At 59.6% G+C, this 17680-nt stretch carries 16 protein-coding genes; 11 read left to right on the top strand and 5 right to left on the bottom strand.

From position 1 onward, the window contains the following. The first annotated feature begins 68 nt into the window (after positions 1-68). From J2R80_RS35025 to J2R80_RS35015, 3 genes are read left to right on the top strand one after another with little or no spacing between them, the layout of a single operon-like run. The gene (locus J2R80_RS35025; protein WP_057016786.1) at positions 69-467 is read left to right on the top strand and encodes a transposase; all 399 of its coding nucleotides are present in this window, start codon (positions 69-71) and stop codon (positions 465-467) included. Continuing rightward, the gene (gene tnpB, locus J2R80_RS35020; protein ID WP_057016787.1) at positions 464-811 is read left to right on the top strand and encodes an IS66 family insertion sequence element accessory protein TnpB; all 348 of its coding nucleotides are present in this window, start codon (positions 464-466) and stop codon (positions 809-811) included. Before J2R80_RS35025 ends, tnpB begins: the two co-directional genes overlap by 4 nt. A gap of 47 nt (positions 812-858) precedes the next feature. Beyond that, positions 859-2523, top strand: a complete 1665-nt coding sequence (locus J2R80_RS35015) for an IS66 family transposase (protein ID WP_057016788.1) — start codon at positions 859-861, stop codon at positions 2521-2523. Positions 2524-2995: 472 nt separating this feature from the next. Here the strand turns inward: J2R80_RS35015 and J2R80_RS35010 are convergent, their stop codons facing one another. The 5 genes from J2R80_RS35010 to J2R80_RS34990 form a co-directional block, all read right to left on the bottom strand. After that, the gene (locus J2R80_RS35010; RefSeq protein ID WP_210189659.1) at positions 2996-3373 is read right to left on the bottom strand and encodes a TadE/TadG family type IV pilus assembly protein; all 378 of its coding nucleotides are present in this window, start codon (positions 3371-3373) and stop codon (positions 2996-2998) included. A gap of 2 nt (positions 3374-3375) precedes the next feature. After that, on the bottom strand, positions 3376-3951 hold the full coding sequence (locus J2R80_RS35005) for a TadE/TadG family type IV pilus assembly protein (RefSeq protein WP_092090350.1): 576 nt from the start codon (positions 3949-3951) through the stop codon (positions 3376-3378). Continuing rightward, complete coding sequence (locus J2R80_RS35000; RefSeq protein WP_253640192.1) at positions 3948-5264, bottom strand: TadE/TadG family type IV pilus assembly protein; 1317 nt, start codon at positions 5262-5264, stop codon at positions 3948-3950. The genes J2R80_RS35005 and J2R80_RS35000 overlap by 4 nt, the downstream gene beginning before the upstream one ends. Positions 5265-5605: 341 nt before the next feature. Further along, positions 5606-7186, bottom strand: a complete 1581-nt coding sequence (locus J2R80_RS34995) for a hypothetical protein (RefSeq protein WP_253640191.1) — start codon at positions 7184-7186, stop codon at positions 5606-5608. An 835-nt stretch (positions 7187-8021) separates the two neighbouring features. Continuing rightward, the gene (locus tag J2R80_RS34990) at positions 8022-9080 is read right to left on the bottom strand and encodes a hypothetical protein (RefSeq protein ID WP_253640190.1); all 1059 of its coding nucleotides are present in this window, start codon (positions 9078-9080) and stop codon (positions 8022-8024) included. A 347-nt stretch (positions 9081-9427) separates the two neighbouring features. On the opposite strand from J2R80_RS34990, the gene J2R80_RS34985 reads away from it, so the two are divergent. From J2R80_RS34985 to J2R80_RS34950, 8 genes are all read left to right on the top strand, one after another. Continuing rightward, positions 9428-10924 carry a hypothetical protein gene (locus J2R80_RS34985; protein WP_253640189.1) on the top strand — a complete coding sequence of 499 codons (1497 nt, stop codon included), beginning with the start codon at positions 9428-9430 and terminating at the stop codon, positions 10922-10924. A gap of 273 nt (positions 10925-11197) precedes the next feature. After that, complete coding sequence (locus J2R80_RS34980; RefSeq protein ID WP_209909537.1) at positions 11198-11410, top strand: Flp family type IVb pilin; 213 nt, start codon at positions 11198-11200, stop codon at positions 11408-11410. Positions 11411-11729: 319 nt separating this feature from the next. Next, positions 11730-12236, top strand: coding sequence for a prepilin peptidase (locus J2R80_RS34975; RefSeq protein ID WP_253640188.1), 507 nt, complete (start codon positions 11730-11732; stop codon positions 12234-12236). A 1-nt stretch (position 12237) separates the two neighbouring features. After that, positions 12238-13203 carry a Flp pilus assembly protein CpaB gene (gene cpaB, locus J2R80_RS34970; RefSeq protein ID WP_253640187.1) on the top strand — a complete coding sequence of 322 codons (966 nt, stop codon included), beginning with the start codon at positions 12238-12240 and terminating at the stop codon, positions 13201-13203. Next, complete coding sequence (locus tag J2R80_RS34965) at positions 13203-14405, top strand: AAA family ATPase (RefSeq protein WP_245376284.1); 1203 nt, start codon at positions 13203-13205, stop codon at positions 14403-14405. The genes cpaB and J2R80_RS34965 overlap by 1 nt, the downstream gene beginning before the upstream one ends. Further along, on the top strand, positions 14402-15844 hold the full coding sequence (locus J2R80_RS34960) for a CpaF family protein (protein ID WP_253640186.1): 1443 nt from the start codon (positions 14402-14404) through the stop codon (positions 15842-15844). Before J2R80_RS34965 ends, J2R80_RS34960 begins: the two co-directional genes overlap by 4 nt. Continuing rightward, positions 15841-16773, top strand: a complete 933-nt coding sequence (locus tag J2R80_RS34955) for a type II secretion system F family protein (protein ID WP_253640185.1) — start codon at positions 15841-15843, stop codon at positions 16771-16773. The genes J2R80_RS34960 and J2R80_RS34955 overlap by 4 nt, the downstream gene beginning before the upstream one ends. Next, positions 16770-17672, top strand: coding sequence for a type II secretion system F family protein (locus tag J2R80_RS34950; RefSeq protein ID WP_253640184.1), 903 nt, complete (start codon positions 16770-16772; stop codon positions 17670-17672). The genes J2R80_RS34955 and J2R80_RS34950 overlap by 4 nt, the downstream gene beginning before the upstream one ends. The last annotated feature ends 8 nt before the right edge of the window (positions 17673-17680 follow it).

The raw sequence follows: 17680 nt of genomic DNA, 5'->3' as shown, positions 1-17680 counted from the left end.
GTTGAGGGCCGCCTTGTTTGACGAACGCGATCGCTGCAGGTCCTAGGGGTAATCCTAGGAGAAGCGCTATGACGATTTCGAGGGCGGAGGTGATCACGTCGGTCGAGCGGCGGCGCCGCTGGTCGCAAGATGAGAAGGAACGGCTTGTTGCAGCGTCGCTGGAGCCCGGCGCCAATGTTTCCGAGGTGGCTCGCGTGGCCGGGCTTCATGTGAGCCAGCTGTTCAGGTGGCGCAAGGAGCTTTGCAGGCACGGCGAAGCGAGCATAGCGCCGTTTGTTCCGGTCGAGATTGGGTCGTCCGCGCCACCGCGGGAGGTGGCCGAAGCGCCGTTGACGACGACGACGCGTCGACGCAAGAGCCACGGCATCATCGAGATTGATCTTGGTACCGGGCACCGCATCCGGGTCGATGGCGACGTTGATGGAGACGCGCTACGTCGTGTTCTCGATGCTTTGGTCCGCCGATGATCCCAGTTCCCACGGGCGCGCGAGTGTGGCTCGCGACAGGCTACACGGACATGCGCCGAGGCTTTCCGTCGTTGGCACTCCAGGTGCAGGAGGTGCTGCGCAAGGACCCGCTCAGCGGTCATCTGTTCGTCTTCCGCGGTCGCCGAAGCGATCTTGTGAAGGTGATCTGGCACGATGGCCAGGGAGCATGCCTGTTCACCAAGAGACTCGAGAGAGGAAAGTTCGTCTGGCCATCGGTTGCGGGTGAAGCTGTGACGATCTCGCCGGCTCAGATGAGCTACCTGTTGTCCGGAATCGATTGGCGTAACCCTCAAGAAACCCATCGGCCGACGCGGGTCGGATAGCCGCTTTTACGATTTGAATCTGCTGCTCGATCTGATTCAATGGCTTCATGACATCGAAGCCGGACGATCTTCCTTCTGACCTCGCGAGCGCCTACCTTGCGCTGCTGGCCGAGCGAGAGATGTTGCAGGCTGAGCGCGATGTCGCCGTCGCGGATGCCGCCAGTGCGCGGGCGGAGCTGTCGGACAACGAAGCGCTGATCGCACATCTTGAGCTGCGGATCGAGAAGCTCAAGCGCGAACTGCACGGGCAGCGATCCGAGCGCTCGGCACGGCTGCTCGAGCAGTTGGAGTTGGAGCTCGAGGAACTCGTAACCACGGCGAGCGAGGATGAGCTTGCCGCTCAGGCGGCGGCGGCGAAGACGCAGAACGTCCGTCCCTTCACGCGTAAGCGGCCGGTGCGCAAGCCTTGGCCAGACGATATCGAACACGAGCGCGTCGTCGTTGAAGCTCCAACGACCTGCGCCTGCTGCGGTGGATCACGGCTGGCGAAGGTCGGCGAGGATGTGACCAAGACGCTGGAGGAGATCCCGCGCCGCTTCAAGGTCATAGAGACGGTACGCGAGAAGTTCACCTGCCGCGATTGCGAGACGATCAGTCAGGCGCCTGCGCCGTTCCATGCCACGCCGCGCGGCTTCATCGGTCCACAATTGCTGGCGACCATCCTGTTCGACAAGTTCGGCATGCATATCCCGCTCAACCGCCAAAGCGCGCGCTTCAAGAGCGAGAGGATCGACCTGTCGTTGTCGACGCTGGCGGACCAGGTCGGCCACGGGACCTTCGCGGTCATGCCGCTCTTCCACCTGATCGAACGCCATGTGCTCGCTGCCGAGCGCCTTCATGGCGATGACACTACCATCCGGATCCTGGCGAAGGGCAAGTGCACGACCGGACGGATCTGGACGTATGTACGGGATGATCGGCCCTTTGCCGGGCCTGCGCCGCCTGCGGCGGTCTATTACGCCTCGGGTGACCGACGAGGCGAGCATCCCCAGAAGCATCTGGCCGCCTTCGCCGGCATCCTGCAAGCCGATTGCTACAACGGCTTCGAGCCGCTGTTCGATCCGCAGAAGAAGACACTACCAATTACGCCGGCGTATTGCTTTGCCCATGCCCGGCGAGGCTTCTTCGAGCTGGCTGACATCGAGAAAAATGCTCGGGAGGGCAAGAAGGGTAAACCGGTCTCCCCGATCGCACTGGAGGCGGTCAAGCGGCTGGACGCGTTGTTCGAGATCGAGCGCGCCATCAACGGCTGTGACGCTGACGACCGGCGCGCCGTCCGCCAGGAACAGAGCAAGCCGCTTCTCGACGACATGCACGCCTGGCTGCTGCGCGAGCGCGAAACCCTCTCGCGCTCGTCCGAGGTCCTGAAGCCGATCAACTACATGCTCAGGCGCTGGGAGGGCTTCGCCCGCTTCCTCGACGACGGCAGGATCTGCTTGACCAACAATTGCGCTGAACGCGCATTGAGAGGCATCGCCTTGGGACGGCGCAACTGGACCTTCGCCGGCAGCCAGCGTGGGGCCAACCGTGCCGCCATCATGCTGACGATGATCACGACGTGTCGTCTCAATGACGTCGATCCAAAGGCCTGGCTTGCCGACGTCCTCACCCGTATCGCCGATCTTCCCACTTCGCGTCTGCACGAACTGCTGCCCTGGGAATGGAAGCTTCTGCGCCAGGCTGCAGAGCCCTCCGATCAGCGGGCCGCCTGATCTTCACCCAACGCCATCATAGCGCTCTCGAGACCCGCGCGCATGCGTCAATCGGGCGGCCCTCGTCGTGTGCGTACTATGCGTACGCCAGGTTGGCGGTCTCTTTCGTAGGAGAGGGCCACTATGATCAAGGGCTTCGCGATAGCCGCATTAGTGGTGCTTGGAGCATCGCAAGTAGATCAGTATCTCACGTATGGTCGGTACACCGACGCGACACTGGCCATGCTGAGGCAGATCAGGCACTCATTTCGTATTTGAAACGACGCTGCGTGAACACAGGGACCCCTCTAGCCTGTCGTGCTATTGTATTGGGGGATTCGGAGCGATCTAGATTAGGCCCGCGGAGGGGAGGCCATCCGCGGCGCCGCTTAGGCGAGCAAGCCCGGCCTCGCATGGATGCATTGCCTACAGGCGGGAGCGCGCGTTTGTTAGACACCAACCGGCGCAGACGCGGGGAAAGAACGATTCAATATCAGGGAAAACAGGCCGTTGCCGAAATCGGGATCACCAATGTCCTGGACCCCACATTCATTGAGTAGTTGACCGACGCGCTGACGGAATTGCCGCAAGCAGCAGTGGTATAGGTGAAGGTGGGTGATACATTTGGGCCGAAATACCGGCTCTTGGTGTAGGCAAGCGTTGTCGCGGCATCCGAGCAGACTGTAGTTTTGATAGACGCACACCGGGCGCCGTCTTCCACGGCAAAGTGCAGGCTGCCGATGAGAAAGAGGCCGATGCACAGTGTGATGGTGCCGACAAGGAGCGCGATCAAAATGGGCGCAATAAGAGCGAACTCGAGCGCTGTCGTTCCGCGTTGATCGAGGCGTAAAGTTTTCAGGAGCTTTCGCACGGTCAGCCTAATCTGATCATTGCCGTTCCGTTGATGGGTGTCGGGAGACCACTGGCGATACTGAGCCCCGGGAATAATGGCGCGTAGCTGAACGTTGTTTGGATGACGATATAATCGCCAGGCTGCAAGGTTGGCATGCCGGCGGCAGAACAATCGGCAGGCTTTGACGTGACATTACTGACGTATTGCAACGCGTTCGACGAATTTATGCAGTAATAGCCCTCCGACGGCGATCCCGAGATCATCGAGACCCGCGTCCCCAGGGATGTGCTCTGAAGGGCATTCTGTATCGCGATTGTCAGGCCGGGGCAGTTCGTCGTGGCCGGCAGTTGCGACAGATCGCAGGTCTTCCACGCGGCCTGGCCGGCCGCTTGCGTGGCGTTCTCCAGCTGCATCCGCTGGTAGATGTAGAGCGATACATCGGTGACGTTTGCGAGGGCGACCGCGAGTATGATTACGAACAGACCGAACTCGACCGCGGCTACGCCACGTTGATCGGTCCCGATCGCCTTGATCTGAGCAGGGAAGCCGCGCGGCGATTTACGTAACGACCTCGGCCATGTCAGGGGCCGTTTCATAAGACCAACATCGCTCTGCCCGGGATCGTCGTGTTCGGCATCGACAATCCTGCAGGAACGCATTCGCCATTCGGCAGAATCATCCCCGTTCCGTTCACGGTGATATCCTTGACGACCATCGCAAAGCAGGATTTACCGAAACCGGCTTTGTTCACGGCGCCGCTCAAGGTGACGCTCGAATTCGGCAGATAGACGAGGCCGGTGATGTCCCACGCCGGACTGTTGCCGGCCGCCGAAACGTCCACACCATTCGTCAGCTTCGGATCCTGGTAGATGGCGACGCCTGACCAGGTTCCGGATGTCGGTGCGGCGATGTCGAGCGTGCCACCCCCCGTCGGGCCGTGGGTGTACGAACCCGAATTATCGCCAGAGAAGATCACTGTAAGGCCGGTCCCCTTGGTCGTCGTCAACGCGTAGCCGTTGGTGTCCAATTGACCGTTTTCGATGACCAGCACCGTTCCCGCCGGCGCGTCGATGGTGACATTTCCGGTCAGTTGAAGATCACCACAGACCACGAAGGTACTGCCGAGTGATTGGGAACCGGACCATTGGTTACTGGCCGGCAAGGCCGGATCTTTCTTTTTGGTCGGTTCCTGCGGATAGGAGCTGCAGGGATCGGGTGGAATTTTGCTGGCGAGGGCTGCATAGGTATCCACGACCGCGGGCACATTCGAATACTGCGTTACGCCGCAGCCGTTATTGGTGTTGTGTGCCGCACCGATCGGTGCCCCCAGATTGCCGCCGTTGCACGTCGATCCCGTGTTCGACATCGCGTTGCAGGCCATGCTGGCCTTTGGTGCACCGTTGGACCGGATCCCTTGAGGTCCAAGCGCCAGCAAGCAAAAGTCTGTCGGCGTGCTCGGCCGTTTTGCAACCGATGCGGCACCGATCTGCTTTGCTGAGCCACCATTTAATGTTGCGTCACCCCTGTATCCGATAACCTGCGACAGATACAGCGGCACATAACCTGAAATGGTCGCGCTATAGCAATTGTTGCCACCGCCGGGACAAGCTGCCGCGTTGGAGACGGTGACGCTGACGTTGCTCGTGCCATCTACGAATCCATATCGCGCCGCGACCGCCTTGGCTTCGACATCGTAGTTTGAGCCGTTGTTGGTCGCAGCCGCGAGAGCGGCCGCATCGGCCGCGTTTTGCATGCCGCGCGTCATCATGGACCAGTTCGAAACCTCAAAGCCGATACCCAGGGCTCCGATCAGAGGAACGAGCAGGACACCCATGATCACGTTGACGGCGCCGCACTCATCCGAGCGCAGGCGGCGGATATGAAAAAACCTCGAATAATAAAAGGCCACGACAATCCTCATTGATCATTCACGAGGACCGGAAAGCACAAATCAATGCTTCAGCCGTGACACAAAATCATTAAGAGAACGCCTATATTTCCCGGAATAAACAATGGAACGAATATTCAATTGCATTTAGACCCCGAGTGAATTCACGTCTATTTGCTAAAATCTTCCTGAAGTTCCGTGGAAGTACGGATTCCGTGGAAGGCCTATGATGGCTGCGCTCGGTCGATTTTCGCGAGACGCCCGCCTTGAGTGCGGCGCTGTTCTCTGGCCGTTCGTTAGCGATGGATGGCAGCCAGAATGACCGTTACGGGGGCGCATGGTAGCTTCCCCGCATCCTCCCCCTAATGCAGCGCGACAGACCGATCCTTGGCCTGCTGGATGCCGCCTGCAAGCGCCTTTGCGTATAGGTCGCGCGCCTTCGTCACATCGCCGCGCGTTCCGTAGGTCTTCCACGTGGAAAGAACGAGGGGATCATATGTCTCCGCGAGCATGAAGCTCGCCTGTGCGCTACCCGTCCCGACAGCGTGTTCGAGTACGATCCGCGCTGCACCGATATCCCCCTGGACGAGCAGAGCGCTGGCGCGCGCCAGCAACCTGGCAACTTCCGGATCACCTTGCGCCTCAGCGGCCGCTGGCTGCTCTGTCGCAGCCGTCTCCGCGGCTTGAGTCAGCGTGGGTTCGCGGCCCGGTGCCGGCGCATCGGCGCTGTCGCGCTCCTTCTTCAGAGACTGTCGCAGCTCCGCCCTCGCGCCCTTGGTGGCCTGCTTCGCCTGCGCCGCTCCGCCCCCGGCCTTGCTTGATAGCGCCAGCTGGCTTTCCAGCTCCGCCCGTACCCTCGCGAGTTCGCCAGTCAGTGCCTCGGCCCTGTCGTGCTCCATCTTCAAAGACTGTCGCAGCTCCGCCGTGGCACTCTCGGCGGCTTTCTTCGCCTGCGTGGCCTCGTCAGTGGCCTTGCTTGACAGCGCCAGCTGGGTCTCGAGATGCCGCCGCATCTTCGCAACCTCGCCCGTCAGTGCCTCGGTCCCGTCTTGCTCCGTTTTCAAAGATTGTCGCAGCTCTCCCGTCACCTTCTCGGCGACCTGATTGCGCTGCGCCGCCTGGTTGCGCGCCTTATTTGTCTGCGCTATCTGCGTCTCAATGATCTGCTGCGACCTCGCCAGTTCATGTGCTAAGTCCTCTGCGCGGCGCTGCTCCTTTTCAGCAGACTGTTGCTCTTCCGGCTCCATTGCCTCCACAGCTTGCTTGCCCTGTGCGGTATCACGCGGTGTCTGTGATATCGCCCGGTCAGCCTGCTGATGAAGTGCCGGATCCCGAACCGATGAATCGGCTTTTTCCAGATCGTCTTTTGGGATCTGGGTCTCTTGCTTGACGGCCTCCACGCCAGCTGTGTCAGACCTGACGTTATCCTGCCCACCAATGTATCGCGTCACATGGGTGGAGAGTTCGGCGTGGAAATACCAGCCGATAAGCGACGCCCCGACGATCACCGCGGCGATCGAGGGGATGGCGCGCCGCGCCGTCAGTCCGCGCTCCTGTTTGCTTCTCTGCGCGGCCCGCGCTTCAGCCAGGACGCCGGTGACCGGGTCCGCGTTCGTAACCAGACGAGTTAACTCCGTCACCCTCGCGCGTTCGGCCAAGCCCGCGGGGAAACAAAAAGAGCGGGGTCCTGGCGACGCCGGGGGGGCGATCGATCCAGTTTCCTTTGGCGGAATAAATTCATCTTGCAGAATAAATTCATCGCCTTCCTCGGGAAGGTGCATTGTTAGCCAATGCGTCGGCGTGATCTCGCTTGGCTCGCCATTTTCCTTGATCCACCCACGCCCCTCAGCGGACCACTGAGCAGATTCAAAGCTTCCGCTTACGTCATCCTCAAGAATGACGAACGTCCCATCCTTTGGAGCGGTGTCGATCACGCGGCGCATGCAAAAAACGCCTATTCGATGCGGTTATCCAATTTTTTAGAAAGACTTCGCCAATGCACAGATTCTACGATTCTACTCCACCCCACCAAAGGCCTCAAGAAATAGTCATTTAGGTCTTTGGCGGTAGTCCGACCGCAGCACGGCGGCGGGCACCTACTAGGCTGGGCGTGGCCGAACTTGTCCGCCACAGCGGCTGCTTTCAGGCGGCTGAGGGAGTCAAATCCGTATTTTTGCGGTTCAATGTTAACTTCCGTGCCAAAGCAGATCACTCGCTTATGCGAGTGGACGCCCTGTGACTGCACCAGAGCTCTTTCGGCCTCGGTCACTGCTGGCGCTGGTGCTGACCAGACAGGTTAATCCATGTGCAATTTGACGATCCGAATTCCAGCGTAGCGCCGGCTCCGAGCTCGCGTGACTCGTGGCCAAAGGCGCGTTCGAGCCAGTCCTCGTAGGTTAAATCTGTTAGCCGCACCGCACTGCCTGCTGTTCAGATTCAAAGCGAAATGCCTGGCCTGATCATCACGCAGGCGGTGGAGCAGGCGTCCTGCGTAATCAAGGCGACGGAGCTGGTGCGGCCGCTGCTGCCGTTTCCCGAATTGCTCGATCGGGAAAATGCCCCGCGCAACGCGTTGGCAGGGCAGGTCCAGCCAAGGACAATGTCGCTGCTCGAGCGAAACGTGCGGATCCAGAAGCTTCATTCGCAGCTTCTCAATGAAGAGCGCAGCCGCGCCGGCCGACGCCGGCAAGCCGCCGCTGGCGGTCACCCACTGGCGGCAATTCCGGGACGTGTTATTGACGTGAGCCATGGTGCGCCTGAATTCATTGATTTCATGGATTATGTTCCGGAGGCGCCGGATGGAGCTAAGGGGCGCCTCGGCGCCAATGCATCATATACAGCAGGAATCGACCAGGGGAGCCCGAGCATGAGCAACGGGGTATACAGCGCTCCCCAATAATCATTGAATGGCTTGCCGACAACAGCAAAGATGCAGAGGTAGGTCGTCACGGTGATGGCAGCTCTAAGCCCATCGCGCCATGCAAAAAGTCCAAGCAGCGCGGCCGGCAAAAGCGCGGCCGTTATCCATAGTGGCGTCAGATTGAAAAGACCGTTGAAATGCGCGGTCTCAAGGACGAACCTGATCCCACCAAACCTTATCCATCCATTTGGATCGGCGCGATCGGTGGGCGCGATTTGTTGCATGACCTCGATCCAATGCCACGAAAAATATGCAAAGTATGCTGAGAGGCCTAAAGCCCACCCAACTAGTTCTCGCGCATTCGCTCGATATGCGGCAAAGGCAACGCAGATCAGGATATACGGTGCAGCCAGTTCTCGGATGAATAGTGCTGCCAGCGCTGCCAATAGACCGACAAGCCATTGGCCATTGCCGTAGTTCAGCACGGACAGCAATATCAGCGCGCCGGTCGCCACTTCTGACATTACGATGCCTCGATCGCGGGCCAACAGAACAATGCTAAAAAAAATCCCGATGATCGCAGGTATAGCTAGCGCTATGTTGCCCTGTGCGCGGATCATCCTGTAAGCGAGAAGAAGCGTCGCTGACGTAAGAACCGCCAGCAACTTTTGCGCCCAGACGATCGACGGTAGAAGCGAAAGAAGCTCCATCCAGGCCGGGGTTCGCCAGTTGAACACTGACCGTAGGCCGTAGCCGTGCGCCAAAAGAATTTCGTGAGCGGCTTCATAATAGCCTACCCCACTGTGCATGAGCGCTAAAATATCTAGGTAAGTGTCGGGATCAGTATATTTGTGAACGACTGAACTCGTGATCGGCGCCGTTTCCGCAAGAACGACGAGCCACAATGCTGAAATGAACGCAACTAAAACGATAGTGAGGGCAATTCTTTGCGGCATGCCCGCGAATCGTGTCATCATTAGACCTCTCGAAATTGTTGAGAGAAACCGGGGAGTTCTTTAGCCTCACTTGCGGAACGAGAGTAAAACTCTCCCGAGATTGGTCAATGGAGTGGGAGTTCTGATCGTAGGCATCCTTCTCGAGATTGGCGCCGCCCAGCGATATAGTTGTGTCGACGCTTCGCTCATCTTGCTACGCAAGCTCGGCCACATCATTACGCATGATCGTGAGCGACAACGGCGGCGATATTGGCGCGCCCGGGCGAGAGGGACTCGGGATCTAGTAGCAGTGCGTCGCGCCCCGGCAAGGCGATGCGGAACGACTACAAGTTTTTGGAGACAATGATCGATTGCGCGGGATAGAAAGCATGCGTTCAAGCCATCATTCGCTTCTGGTGGATACCGAAACCGGGCCGAACCCGGAGCCTGCACGTAGCGATTACCTTCGGCCTTGGTTGCCGCTTATATTTGCCGCAACCGCCTATCTGACGCTTATCACCAGGAGTGCCAACCTATTAAAGGATGCAGACCTCTATTGGCACATAGTTGTTGGCCAGTGGATTGTTGATCATCGTGCCGTGCCTCACGTCGATCTGTTCTCCTTCACGATGCGCGGTGCACCCTGGATAACCAGTGAGTGGCTATCGGAAGTCCTTTATTTCGTAGCGTACAAACTGGCCGGATGGACGGGGCCCTTGATTCTAGCAGCGCTTTCAGCGTCGGTCGCGTTTTACCTGCTTGCGCTCTTGCTTCTGAAGAGACTGCCCAACATACCGGTCATGATCTTGCTGACGGCCGGAATTGCTATGACGTCGTTCCACGTATTCACTCGACCACACGTCCTGGTCTTTCCCCTGATGGTGCTGTGGGCTAACGCGCTGGTCGAGGCGAGCGAGCAGCGGCGGGCTCCTTCCTTCGCATATCTCCCGCTCATCACTCTTTGGGCGAATCTGCACGGAAGCTTCACGCTGGGCTTGGCCTTGATTGCGCCGTTCGCCCTGGAGGCACTTTGGACCGCAGACAAATCCGCTCGCACGACGGTCGCGATGCAATGGATTCGCTTCGGGGTACTGGCGCTTGTGGCCGCCTGCATCACCCCGTATGGGCCGGAATCGATCCTGGTTACTTTGCGCATCTTGCGCCTTGGAGCAATTCTTTCAAAGATCGGCGAGTGGCAACCACTCGACTTCGGCGAATTAAATGCCGTAACGCTGTGCCTCATCGCTGGCCTTGCCTACCTGCTGTACAGCGGCCTCAAGCTGCCTCCGATCAGGATCGCCGCGCTTCTGGCGGTAATTTATCAAACTCTCGCCCACGTGCGGTATGCCGACATCCTCGCGCTGGTTTCGCCGTTCTTCATTGCAGGCCCGTTGGCACAGCATCTGTCGTGGGCCCAGTTGCAGCACGGTCGAAAAGTGGTGCCCCCGACAAGATCGGCGATTTTCGCGGCGATCGCGGCTCTTGTCATAGCCAGCGGTGTGGTCATCGCGGCGATGGATATCGCGCCGCCACTCGTGCCGCGCGCCGCGGTCGAAAAGCTCAAGGAGCAAAAGGCAGATCGCGTTCTGAATGACTACTACTTCTGCGGATACCTGATCTTCCAGGGCGTTCCGGTGTTCATTGATTCACGCGTTGAACTGTACGGGCCGGCCTTTCTCACCCGCTATGCGCGTGCGATTGGGCTCAGCGACGTAGCGGATTTCGTCAGGCTGCTCGATGAGTACAAGATCGACGCAACGTTGCTATTCCCGTCGACTTCGGCGGTGGGCCTGCTCGATCGGTTGCCGGAGTGGGAGCGGGCCTATGCCGATGACGTGGCCATTGTCCACGTCCGGCGTAAAGCAGGCGCGGATACCGTGAAGTAACTGTCCGACCCCGGGAAATCCACGCACCGTATTCACCCGGACCGGCGCGAGTGATGTTGCGGAGCGTCGGAAATTCCGAGTTAATTCAAGAGATTCCGGAGCAATGTCTGCGCAGTATCCGTATTCTTCCCGTGTCGCCGGCGCAGCGTCGGTAGGGTTAACAAACGATTACCGGATGACAGCTATCTCGCGACGGATTATAAACAAAGTCGAGTTGGCACCGGATTTGCCCGCCAACTTGTGGCGTAAATTTGTAACAAGGGATTTTGTCCTATGCTGAAGTATTACATCAAGACCACCGAAGCCTTTAAGCGTCTCCGCGCCGACCAGGATGGCGTTGTGTCGTTCGAGTACGTGATCGTCGCCGCTTGCATCATTGTTGCAGTCGGCGCCGCTTTCGGCCTCAGCGGCGGTGGTGCCCTTTCCACCGGCCTGTCGACTGCGATCAGCGCCGTCGTCACGAAACTCACCAACGCTCTCACGTAAGAGGCTTAATACCGGGACATTGGTATAACCAGTGTCCCGGTATTTCCGGCGCATCTGTTCGGAGAGTTGGATTGTCGCCTTTCGCGCGAAGAGGGGGGATTCCAACGCTTAGCGTCACTGCTGCGGTCTCTGCTAGCGCTGTGCGTGCCGTGTGATCGCCAGTGGAGGTGATAGCGCTGCGCTCGGTACCGCAGTCGGAGGTTAGTGCAGTCAGTCACCCGCTTCGCGCGGCATTGAGATTTGCGAGATTTGGCATCAACGTTTTCTGCAGTGCGCTAATATTCAATTCTTTATTCAATTTTTTTCAGGCGCGTGTTTGATGAGTTGGATTGTTCCCATAGCTTCGGTTCTGGAAATCCTGTTGTTGCTGCATGTGGCAACGATCGATATTGCGACTCGACTGATCAGCAACGAGATTTGCTTAATATTAGCGTTCCTCGGGATCATCGGTCAATTGCTCACGCCGATGCAGCTTGCCCAGTCGCTGATTGTCGCTGCTATTCTTTTTCTCGTTCTGCTCATCATCTACCAGCGCGGCATGATCGGCGGCGGTGACGTCAAGTTAATCGTCGCGTTAGCGATCGGTCTGCCGCCGACCTCCGTGATCCAACTGTTGACTGCGACTGCACTGGCCGGCGGTGTTCTCGCCGCCGTGCATCTCATGATGCGTCGCCTGCCACAACCCCGGCTCGCGCCTGCCGGATCATCTCTGATACGTCGCGTCTATGCAGTCGAGCGCTGGCGCCATTTGCGGCATGCGCCGCTGCCTTATGGGGTCGCTATCGCATGCGGGGGCATCTGGACCATTTTGAGCAAAGGATTTTGACATGTCATCCGCTTTGCGCGTCTCGATCATCATGGTGCTGCTACTGGCGACGACGGCGCTGGGGCTCATCGCCTATGGCATGAACCAGCCAAAGGCACCGGCAGCGGTGGTTGCGGCAACTGCACCGGCTCCGGCCGGCCCTGCCACGGTCGGATATTTTGTTGCGGCGCATCCGCTCTCGAAAGGGACTTTGGCACGTGAGGAGGACTTCACCGTGCGCCAGGCGACGTCGGAGAGCGTCCCCGCGGGCGCGATCCTTGAGACGCCCGACTCCAAGGCGGGACTTCCCGGTTCGCTGGTTCGCCGATTTGTTGACACGGGCAGTCCCGTGACGTTGCAGGACATCCTGCGGCCGCGTGATCGCGGTTTCCTCGCCAGCGTTCTGGCGCCGGACAGCCGTGCGATTAGCATCAAGGTGGACGAGGAGACTGGCGTCTCCGGTCTGGTCAGGCCCGGAGATTATGTGGACGTGGTGTTGACCCAGGTGTTCGAGAAGGCGAATCCCGCACGTCGGGCGGTCAGCGAAACCGTGCTGGGCAACGTGAGAGTCATCGCCGTCGACCAGGAGATTGCTCAGGGCGGTCGAGCCGCGGCCGCTGTGGTTGGTAAGCAGGCACAAACTGTCTCGCTCGAACTCACGCCAGACCAGGTCAAGAAAGTCACCGTCGCAAAGCAACTTGGAACGCTGTCTCTGGTCGTGCGAGCGGCGGTTGAACAGTGGGCCAAAGCCGACACGAATGTAATGTCAAGCTGCGATGTTTCCCCCGAGCTCGCGCGGCAAAACGCTATCGCCGGCCAGAGTACAACGATCGCAATCTATAGCACCACCGGCCTGAAGCAATACTCGGTAAGGCGACAGGATTCGGACGACGGCGAAGCGGGCGTCGGTTGCGATGTATTGTCGGACGCCACCCAGCACGCTGCATCCGCAATGGACGATCCTGGCAAGGTGTCGGAGAAACGTTGATGAGTATGAACATGGCCGTGGTGGAATCCCCCGACGAGACGACGTCCGCCATCACGCGTAACCGTATCGTCTGCTTCGTGAACGACGAGCTTAGCGCCGCGGCGCTGCGCAAGGGTCTCGAGGGTAGCAACCTGGTTATCCGGCGTGGCACCATCCGTCATGCCACTCGTATGCTCGAGACGGACACTGACCTGTTCGCTCTGGTGACCGACATCAGCGGGATCGATGATCCCTTCACCGAACTGGAACGTCTGGCGAGCGTCTGCCCGCCCGATGTCAAGGTATGTCTCATCGGCGAGAACAGGGAGATCACATTCTATCGCGAATTGATGGAGATCGGCCTTACCGAGTACCTCCCAACGCCGATTACCCGCGATATGGTGCTGGACCAGTTTCGTCCGAAGCTGTTTGGCGATGTCGCGCCCGCCCACAACGATCGCGGTGGACATGTAGTGTCGATTTGTGGTGCGCAGGGCGGCGCTGGAGCGACGAGCGTCGCGATCAACCTCGCGCTCCAGCTGGCCGAGACCACCAAGGCTAAGGTGGCGCTGCTCGATTTGCATCTGCAGGGTGGCGAGACGGCGGTGATGCTTGGCGTTCGTCCCGGACCCGGCCTCCGCATTGCCCTCGAAAATCCGATGCGGGCCGACACGCTCTTCCTCGAACGGGCCGCGATCGAGGTGAACGATCGGGTCTGCCTGATTTCCGGCGACGAGGAACTCGATGCGAAGCTCGACATCACCGAAGCCGGCGTGCGGCACGTGCTGGGCCTGCTCCGTCAGCGGTTCAACTACGTCGTTGTCGATGTTCCGGTGCCGTTCCCGGCATCGATCTATCCGGTCATTCAGATGTCCCGTCATGTGCTGGTGCTGTTGGAGGCCGAAGTCACCGGCCTGCGCAATGCCCACGCGCTGCGCAACGCCGTCACCAACATCGCCGGCAAAGATCGCGTGTTTACCTTGCTCAATCGCGCCGACCGCGCCGGCGGCCTACCCAGGGCGACCATCGTCAAGGCGCTGGGCGCTGAGCCGGACATGGTCATCCCCGATCTCGGCAAGGGAATGACCCAGGCGGTCAACCTCGGCATTCCGGCGCTGAAACACGTATCCAGGCTGCGGCGTCACCTCGCCCCGATCGTACGAGAGATCACCGGCGTCGGCTCCATGAAAAGGTCTGGGTGGAAGAGGTGGCTCGGGCTATGAAAAAGTTCGGCAGGCGCGCAGACGAAATGCCAGTGCGGATGCCCGGAGCGGTGCTGGTCGCGCCGCCAGCAGCACCTAGCGCGCATCCGGTCCCGCCGCCCTTGCCGTCGGAGGAGCCAAGCGCAGCGTTACCGGCACCCAGCCTGTTTGCGTCGGCGCCGAAGCATGAACAGCCTTCGCACCATCCGGTGATGCCTGCGTCGCTGCGCGAGCGGGTGATCGAGCAGATCGAGCCGGCGATCGCCACGACGGTCTCCCGCGACGTCCTGCGTCGGCAGATCGAGGAAATCATCCACGGCATAGCCAACCAGGAGCGCCTCGAGCTGTCGGGCCGCGAGCAGCTGTTCCTCGCGGAGGAAATCGCCGACGACATGACCGGCTACGGACCGCTTCGTCCGCTTCTGCTCGATGAGTCGATCAACGACATCATGATCAACGGACCGAGCAGCGTCTATGTCGAGCGGGCGGGCAAGCTCGAGCGGGTTGCGGTTCGGTTTCGCGACAATGATCACATCGCCTCCGTCGCGCAGAAAATCGCTTCGCAGGTCGGTCGCCGCGTCGACGAGTCCAGCCCGATGGTGGACTGCCGTCTGCCTGACGGCAGCCGCGTCAACATCATTCTACCGCCGCTGGCGATCCACAGTCCGTGCATCTCGATTCGAAAATTCCCCAGCCGGCGCTTGAACATCGCTGGAATGATCGAAAACGGCACGATGACCCCCGCTCTCGGACAGCTGCTGGAGATTGCCTCTCGCTGTCGGCTCAATGTTCTGGTCTCCGGAGGCACGGGATCTGGCAAGACGACGCTCCTGAATGCTCTTAGCCAGTTCATCGATCACAGCGAGCGCATCGTCACGATCGAGGACGCCGCGGAGCTACAACTGCAGCAACCGCACGTGATCAGCCTAGAGACCCGGCCTCCCAGCCTTGAAGGCACGGGCCAGGTGACGCAACGCGATTTGTTGTGGAATGCGCTACGTATGCGACCAGATCGAATCGTGGTGGGCGAGGTACGCAGCGTGGAAGCATTCGACATGCTGCAAGCGATGAACACCGGTCATGACGGCTCGATTTCCACGGTGCATGCCAACAGTACCCGCGATGCTCTGACCCGCATCGAAAACATGGTGCAGATGGGACAAGTCAGTCTGCCACCGCGCGCGATCCGAACGCAGATTGTCGCCGCATTGGATCTCATCGTGCAAGTCGAGCGCATGCGTGATGGCCAGCGCCGTATCGTCCAGGTCAGCGAGGTGATTGGGCTAGAAGGCGAGGTCATCACCACCAATGACATCGCTCTGTTCGAGTACAAGGAAGAGGATGTTCACGGGCGGATATCGGGGACCTACCGGTCCACCAACGCGATCCCGAAATTCAAGAGCCGCCTTGTCTATTACGGGCTCGACCGTGCCTGGGCGGAGGCAATGAGGCAGATATGACGCTGACCGCCTTGACTCTCATTGTGCTGACGCTCCTGTTCTGCGCCGCGGTCAACACGCTGTGGCTTGATGCGCGGCAACGGCGGATGGATCGTCAGCTCGAGATCGCTCTACCGGCATCTCAACTGGCTGACTTGCCTTCGATACGCAGAGCGGAAACGGCCTCACGTTGGCAGTTTCTCGAACGGCTGGCCAACTATCATCCTGATATCGTTTACGTCCTGCATCCGGTCTATGTGTTGCTTGCCGGTGTCGCCGCCGCTGGAGGCGTCGTCTATGCCAATCGCCTGGTGGGACTTTCCGTGTTCACAGTGTCCGTCGTGGCGGCTGTCGTTGCAGTCCTGGTGGTGCGCGGCCTGTTCGGATGGCAGCAACATCGCTTTACTAGTCAGCTTTTCCGTCAATTGCCCGATGCCATCCAGCTCGTGACCAGCACTGTCCGATCGGGTTTGCCCGTCAATGAGGCATTCCGAACCATTGCTCGTGAGATGCCGCAGCCAACATCAGGGCAGTTTGCGATCGTTTGCACTGAGCTGAGTGTCGGGAGACCGCCCGAGGAGGCGGTGGAAGCTATCTATCGGCGAACGCAGGTGCCGGAGTACGCGATGTTCGCGGTGACGCTTGCGGTCCAGCTGAAATCCGGTGGCAGCCTGGCAGAGACTCTCCAGAATTTGGGAGAGACCGTAAGCCAGCGGGTTGCGCTCGCTGCTCGCGCGAAAGCGCTTGCGGGAGAGGTGATTTTCTCTTCGCGCGCACTTTCCGTGTCGCCCCTTGTCGTGGGCGGGGTGATGTACATGGTCAGTCCGACAATGATCGATCAACTGTTCTATGATCCCACCGGAAACGTGCTCCTGGTCTATGCCGTGTGCTCGGTGCTGATGGGGCACTTTGTCATTCGCTGGATGGTCAAGAGGGAAACTACGCTATGACCGGCGGTATCGAGATCGCAGCCCTCGCAATAATCGTCGCGGCGGCGACATGCGTGTTGATCATTCGCGAGGTGCATATCCGCGCCCTGGACACCCGAGTGTCGAACGCCGTTCTTGGCATTCCTGATCGGTCGAGCCCGTCCAGGGACCTGGTTGGCTGGCTCTCGTCGATCGGCGCACGCTACCGCCGGCTCTACGCCGACGAGGACATCGAGCAACTGCGAGCGGTTCTCCAATCGGCGGGGTTCAATCATCACCGGACGCTTCCGATCTGGATCGGTCTCAAGATCGTTTGCATGGTTGCTTTCCCGATCCTGGCTTTCTCTGTCGCCCAGATCCTCGGAGATTCGCTCAGCGGTGCGCTTGTCTTCACGCTGATCGGCGTCGTGATCGGAATCATGGGGCCGCGCCTGATCCTGTGGCAGCTCAGGCGGCGCTTCGACAAGTCCGTTCGGGCAGCCACGGCGGATACGATTGATTTGCTGGTCGTGTGCGTTGAAGCTGGCATGGGTCTCGAGAGCGGACTGGAACGTGTCGCAGAAGAAATGAAAGAGGCCAGTCCTGAGATGGCTCAGGTGCTACGCGGCCTTCTGGATGACCTCCGCATTTTGCCGAACCGCATCGATGCATTCGAGAAGTTGGCAAGCACGTCGGAAGGCCTGCGCCGCTTCGGCACCATGGTCAGTCAAAGCCTGCAATACGGCACACCTTTGGGCCAGGCGCTACGCAGCATCGCGGTCGACCTCCGGCGGGAGCGGATTACCAAGCTTGAGGAGAGGGCGCACAAGCTCGGCGCCAAGCTGACCATTCCGATGGTGTTGTTCCTGCTTCCGGCAATGTTCGTCATTCTGGGGGCAAGTACGTTCTTGCACCTCATTCATGCGTTCAAGCAAATCTAGCTGCGGAT

The sequence above is a fragment of the Bradyrhizobium sp. USDA 4541 genome, assembly GCF_024171085.1.
Taxonomy (GTDB): Bacteria; Pseudomonadota; Alphaproteobacteria; order Rhizobiales; family Xanthobacteraceae; genus Bradyrhizobium; species Bradyrhizobium australafricanum.
This window is presented reverse-complemented; position numbering and strand designations above follow the sequence as displayed.

What these genes read in the sequence shown, in the direction of transcription:
- J2R80_RS35025 (WP_057016786.1), top strand. Translation starts at nt 69, where the DNA reads ATGACGATTTCGAGGGCGGAGGTGATCACGTCGGTCGAGCGGCGGCGC.
- tnpB (WP_057016787.1), top strand. Translation starts at nt 464, where the DNA reads ATGATCCCAGTTCCCACGGGCGCGCGAGTGTGGCTCGCGACAGGCTAC.
- J2R80_RS35015 (WP_057016788.1), top strand. Translation starts at nt 859, where the DNA reads ATGACATCGAAGCCGGACGATCTTCCTTCTGACCTCGCGAGCGCCTAC.
- J2R80_RS35005 (WP_092090350.1), bottom strand. Translation starts at nt 3,951, where the DNA reads ATGAAACGGCCCCTGACATGGCCGAGGTCGTTACGTAAATCGCCGCGC.
- J2R80_RS34995 (WP_253640191.1), bottom strand. Translation starts at nt 7,186, where the DNA reads ATGCGCCGCGTGATCGACACCGCTCCAAAGGATGGGACGTTCGTCATT.
- J2R80_RS34990 (WP_253640190.1), bottom strand. Translation starts at nt 9,080, where the DNA reads ATGATGACACGATTCGCGGGCATGCCGCAAAGAATTGCCCTCACTATC.
- J2R80_RS34985 (WP_253640189.1), top strand. Translation starts at nt 9,428, where the DNA reads ATGCGTTCAAGCCATCATTCGCTTCTGGTGGATACCGAAACCGGGCCG.
- J2R80_RS34980 (WP_209909537.1), top strand. Translation starts at nt 11,198, where the DNA reads ATGCTGAAGTATTACATCAAGACCACCGAAGCCTTTAAGCGTCTCCGC.
- J2R80_RS34975 (WP_253640188.1), top strand. Translation starts at nt 11,730, where the DNA reads ATGAGTTGGATTGTTCCCATAGCTTCGGTTCTGGAAATCCTGTTGTTG.
- cpaB (WP_253640187.1), top strand. Translation starts at nt 12,238, where the DNA reads ATGTCATCCGCTTTGCGCGTCTCGATCATCATGGTGCTGCTACTGGCG.
- J2R80_RS34965 (WP_245376284.1), top strand. Translation starts at nt 13,203, where the DNA reads ATGAGTATGAACATGGCCGTGGTGGAATCCCCCGACGAGACGACGTCC.
- J2R80_RS34960 (WP_253640186.1), top strand. Translation starts at nt 14,402, where the DNA reads ATGAAAAAGTTCGGCAGGCGCGCAGACGAAATGCCAGTGCGGATGCCC.
- J2R80_RS34955 (WP_253640185.1), top strand. Translation starts at nt 15,841, where the DNA reads ATGACGCTGACCGCCTTGACTCTCATTGTGCTGACGCTCCTGTTCTGC.
- J2R80_RS34950 (WP_253640184.1), top strand. Translation starts at nt 16,770, where the DNA reads ATGACCGGCGGTATCGAGATCGCAGCCCTCGCAATAATCGTCGCGGCG.